Below are 2,887 nucleotides of genomic sequence, written 5' to 3' on the forward strand. Positions count from 1 at the left end.
GCCGAAGATCTCGCCGCGCCCGATCTCGAAGCTGACAGCGTCGACAGCAGTGAAGCCGTCGAAGCGCCTGGTCAGACCGCGAGCCCTGATCGCGGGCGGCTCATCGGTGGGAATGATGGTGCGTGCCGCGACTGGCGGAGTTGCCTGCTGGTCGGTCGCATCGCCGCCCAGAAGCGCGACATAGGCGGCGCCGACCGTGGCAGTTCCGGTTTGCGTCATCAAATCGCGGGGGCTCGCCTCGGCCAGCACCCGGCCGTCGTTCATGGCGATCAGATGCTCGAAGCCTTCGGCTTCTTCCATGTAGGCCGTCGAGACCAGAACGGTCATCGTCGGCCGATCCCGACGGATCGCGCCGATCAGGTCCCAGAACTGTCGGCGCGAGAGGGGATCGACACCGGTCGTCGGTTCGTCGAGCAGCAGGAAGTCAGGATCGTGGATCAGTGCCGCGCAGAGGCCGAGCTTCTGCTTCATGCCGCCGGAGAGTTTTCCCGCCGGGCGGTCGAGAAACGGTGCAAGGCCGGTCGCACGGGTCAGGCGGTCGATCCGCGCGGTCCGTTCGGCCCGGCCCTGGCCGAAGAGCTTGCCGAAGAACTCCAGGTTCTCTCGGACGCTGAGGTCGTGATAGAGGTTCCTGCCCAGCCCTTGTGGCATGAAGGCGATGCGCCGCCCCACCGCGGAGCGGAACCGGGCGTCGGACATGTCGCCGCCCAGCGTCTCGATCCGGCCCCTCTGCAACCGCTTTGCGCCGGCAACGAGCCCCATGAGCGTCGATTTCCCGACGCCGTCCGGCCCGATCAGGCCCACCATGCGGCCCGCTGGAATGCCCAGTGTCACCTCGTCGAGCGCGATGACCTTACCGTAGCGATGGTTCACCGCCGCGAGAGAGGCGGCCGGGGCGCAGTCTGCCCGGTCGATCATTGCCCTGTCCCGGCGCCGTTTCCGCCGACATCTGTCATCGGCGCGGGCAGCGCCACGGCCAGGGGCGGCGTCAGCCCTTCGGGCCAGTCGGGCACGCTGCCGTCGGGTCCGACCAACCGGACCCAACCGACTCCGCGCACCCCCGTCTTGACCTGGGCGAGATGGGCCTCGACGAGGCCCTGCGGGATGCGGACACGGATACGGAACATCAGGCTTTCGCGCTCGTCGATGGTTTCGACCTGCTTGGGCGTGAATTGCGCCTGCGGGGCGACGAAGCTGACGGTGGCGGGAATGGCGAAGGCGGGCATGACATCGACCACGATCCGCGCCTCGTCGCCCAGCCGCACCCGTGCCGCCGCACCCGCCGACAGGAAGAATTCCATGTAGACATTGTCGAGGCTGACCAGCGTCAGCACCTTGCCGCCGCTTGCCAGAACTTCGCCGGGCTGGGCCAGACGATAGAGGACGCGGCCCACCCCTGGAGCATGCAGCGTGCTGTCGGCAATCCGCGCTTCGATCTCGTGCAGGCTTGCCGCCTCGGCGTCGACCGCGCGTTCTTTCGCGCGTGCCTCGGCCCTGGCAGCGGCGAGGGTGGCCTCGGCCACCTGCACCTCGGTGCGGCGGATGTCCAGGTTCGCTTGCGAGATGACATCGCGCCCCATCAGCGCCTCCGCCCGGTCGAGTTCGCGGCGCGCCAGCGCGAGAGTGGCCTCGGCCCTGGCCACGCCGGCCACGGCAACGGCCACGGCGGCATCGGCACTGGCGACGGCGGCCTCGGCGCGCGTCTTCTGCGCCTCGAGCTCGGCGGTGTCCATGACGGCAAGAGCCTCTCCCGCAACGACGAGATCGCCCTCCTGCACTGCGATCGTGGCCACACGGCCCGCCAGACGCGTCGAGACATCCACGAGATCGGCCTCCACCCGGCCATTGCCCCGCGCGAAACCCTCGGGCGGCAGATCGCTCGGCGCGAGGAATATCGTCCAGACCGCGTAGCCCAGGAACGCGGCGAGTACGGCCAGAACGAGAGCGATGGACGCCACGCGCGACATTGTCAGCCTCCGTCAGTGGGGGAAGCGGCCTTGATGCCGCTCCTGTAGATGGCGAACACCCGGGGTGCGTCGGTGCGTATCCGTTCCAGGTCGCCCGCGATCAGGGATTGCATGGCGAGCCCCTGGATCGTGCCGATGAACAGCGTGGCGGCGGCTTCGGCGTCGAGGTCGCCGCGCAACTCGCCGCTGGCCTTGCCAGCGTCTATCAGCCGGTGCAGCCGTGCTGCATATTGCGTCATCAGGCCTCTTGCAAGGCGTTTGGCCGGAGTGCGCCGCGCGCCCTGAAGCTCGCCGAACAGCATTCGCGGGGCACCCGGATGATCGGCCACGAAACCGATATGGGCAAGAAACATCGCCTCCATCCGTTCGAGCGGCGACGCGCTGTCCCCGGCGGCGCTGTCGATCCGGGCCATGAGGGTCTTTGCCACCCAGCCCATCACCGCTTCCCAGATGGCGTCCTTGTTGGGGAAGTGGCGGAAGATCGCCCCCTGCGTCAGATTCATGTGCTTGGCGATCGCCGCAGTCGTGATGGCCTCCGGATTGGCCGTGGCCGCAAGGTCGATCACCGCTTCCACGGTAACGTTCCGGCGCTCTTCCGCCGGGATCTTCTTCGCTCTTGTCCGAGTCACGTCGAGGCCTCCGTCCGTCGGATATCGGTTCCGCAAGTGAACACGAGGAGTATCTTCGCGTGGTCGTCCGCATTATGGCCTGATCTTATGTAGTAATCAATTACTATCGTGATACGAGAGTTTTCATGGGCGTTGTTGCAGAACTCCCGTCTTACGGGATTCACATTACGAATCCATGCGGTTAGACGGGCGGCATGAGCAAGCGCAAGCCCGCCCGCTACCGCACGACGAACTGGTCTGACTACAACGCTGCCCTCAGAAAGCGCGGGTCACTGCTGATCTGGCTGGACA

Annotated in this window: 3 protein-coding genes and 1 pseudogene; 1 reads left to right on the forward strand and 3 read right to left on the reverse strand. The window is 66.9% G+C overall.

What is annotated here, in order from left to right; all coding sequences use genetic code 11:
• From ENN83_RS07230 to ENN83_RS07240, 3 genes are all read right to left on the reverse strand, one after another.
• Positions 1 to 918 (reverse strand): ATP-binding cassette domain-containing protein (locus ENN83_RS07230; protein WP_287185583.1); only part of this gene is annotated, 918 nt, incomplete at its 3' end.
• The gene (locus ENN83_RS07235; RefSeq protein ID WP_287185585.1) at positions 915 to 1,967 is read right to left on the reverse strand and encodes an HlyD family secretion protein; all 1,053 of its coding nucleotides are present in this window, start codon (positions 1,965 to 1,967) and stop codon (positions 915 to 917) included. The genes ENN83_RS07235 and ENN83_RS07230, both read right to left, overlap by 4 nt.
• 2 nt (positions 1,968 to 1,969) lie before the next feature.
• Positions 1,970 to 2,596, reverse strand: coding sequence for a TetR/AcrR family transcriptional regulator (locus ENN83_RS07240; RefSeq protein ID WP_287185587.1), 627 nt, complete (start codon positions 2,594 to 2,596; stop codon positions 1,970 to 1,972).
• Between the two features lie 194 nt (positions 2,597 to 2,790).
• On the opposite strand from ENN83_RS07240, the pseudogene ENN83_RS07245 reads away from it, so the two are divergent.
• Positions 2,791 to 2,887, forward strand: a pseudogene (locus ENN83_RS07245) (IS5/IS1182 family transposase); the annotation flags it as partial.

Origin of the sequence: Rhodovulum sp., from assembly GCF_011048875.1 — a bacterium.
GTDB classification, from domain to species: Bacteria; Pseudomonadota; Alphaproteobacteria; order Rhodobacterales; family Rhodobacteraceae; genus Rhodovulum; species Rhodovulum tesquicola.

What these genes read in the sequence shown, in the direction of transcription:
- ENN83_RS07235 (WP_287185585.1), bottom strand. Translation starts at nt 1,967, where the DNA reads ATGTCGCGCGTGGCGTCCATCGCTCTCGTTCTGGCCGTACTCGCCGCG.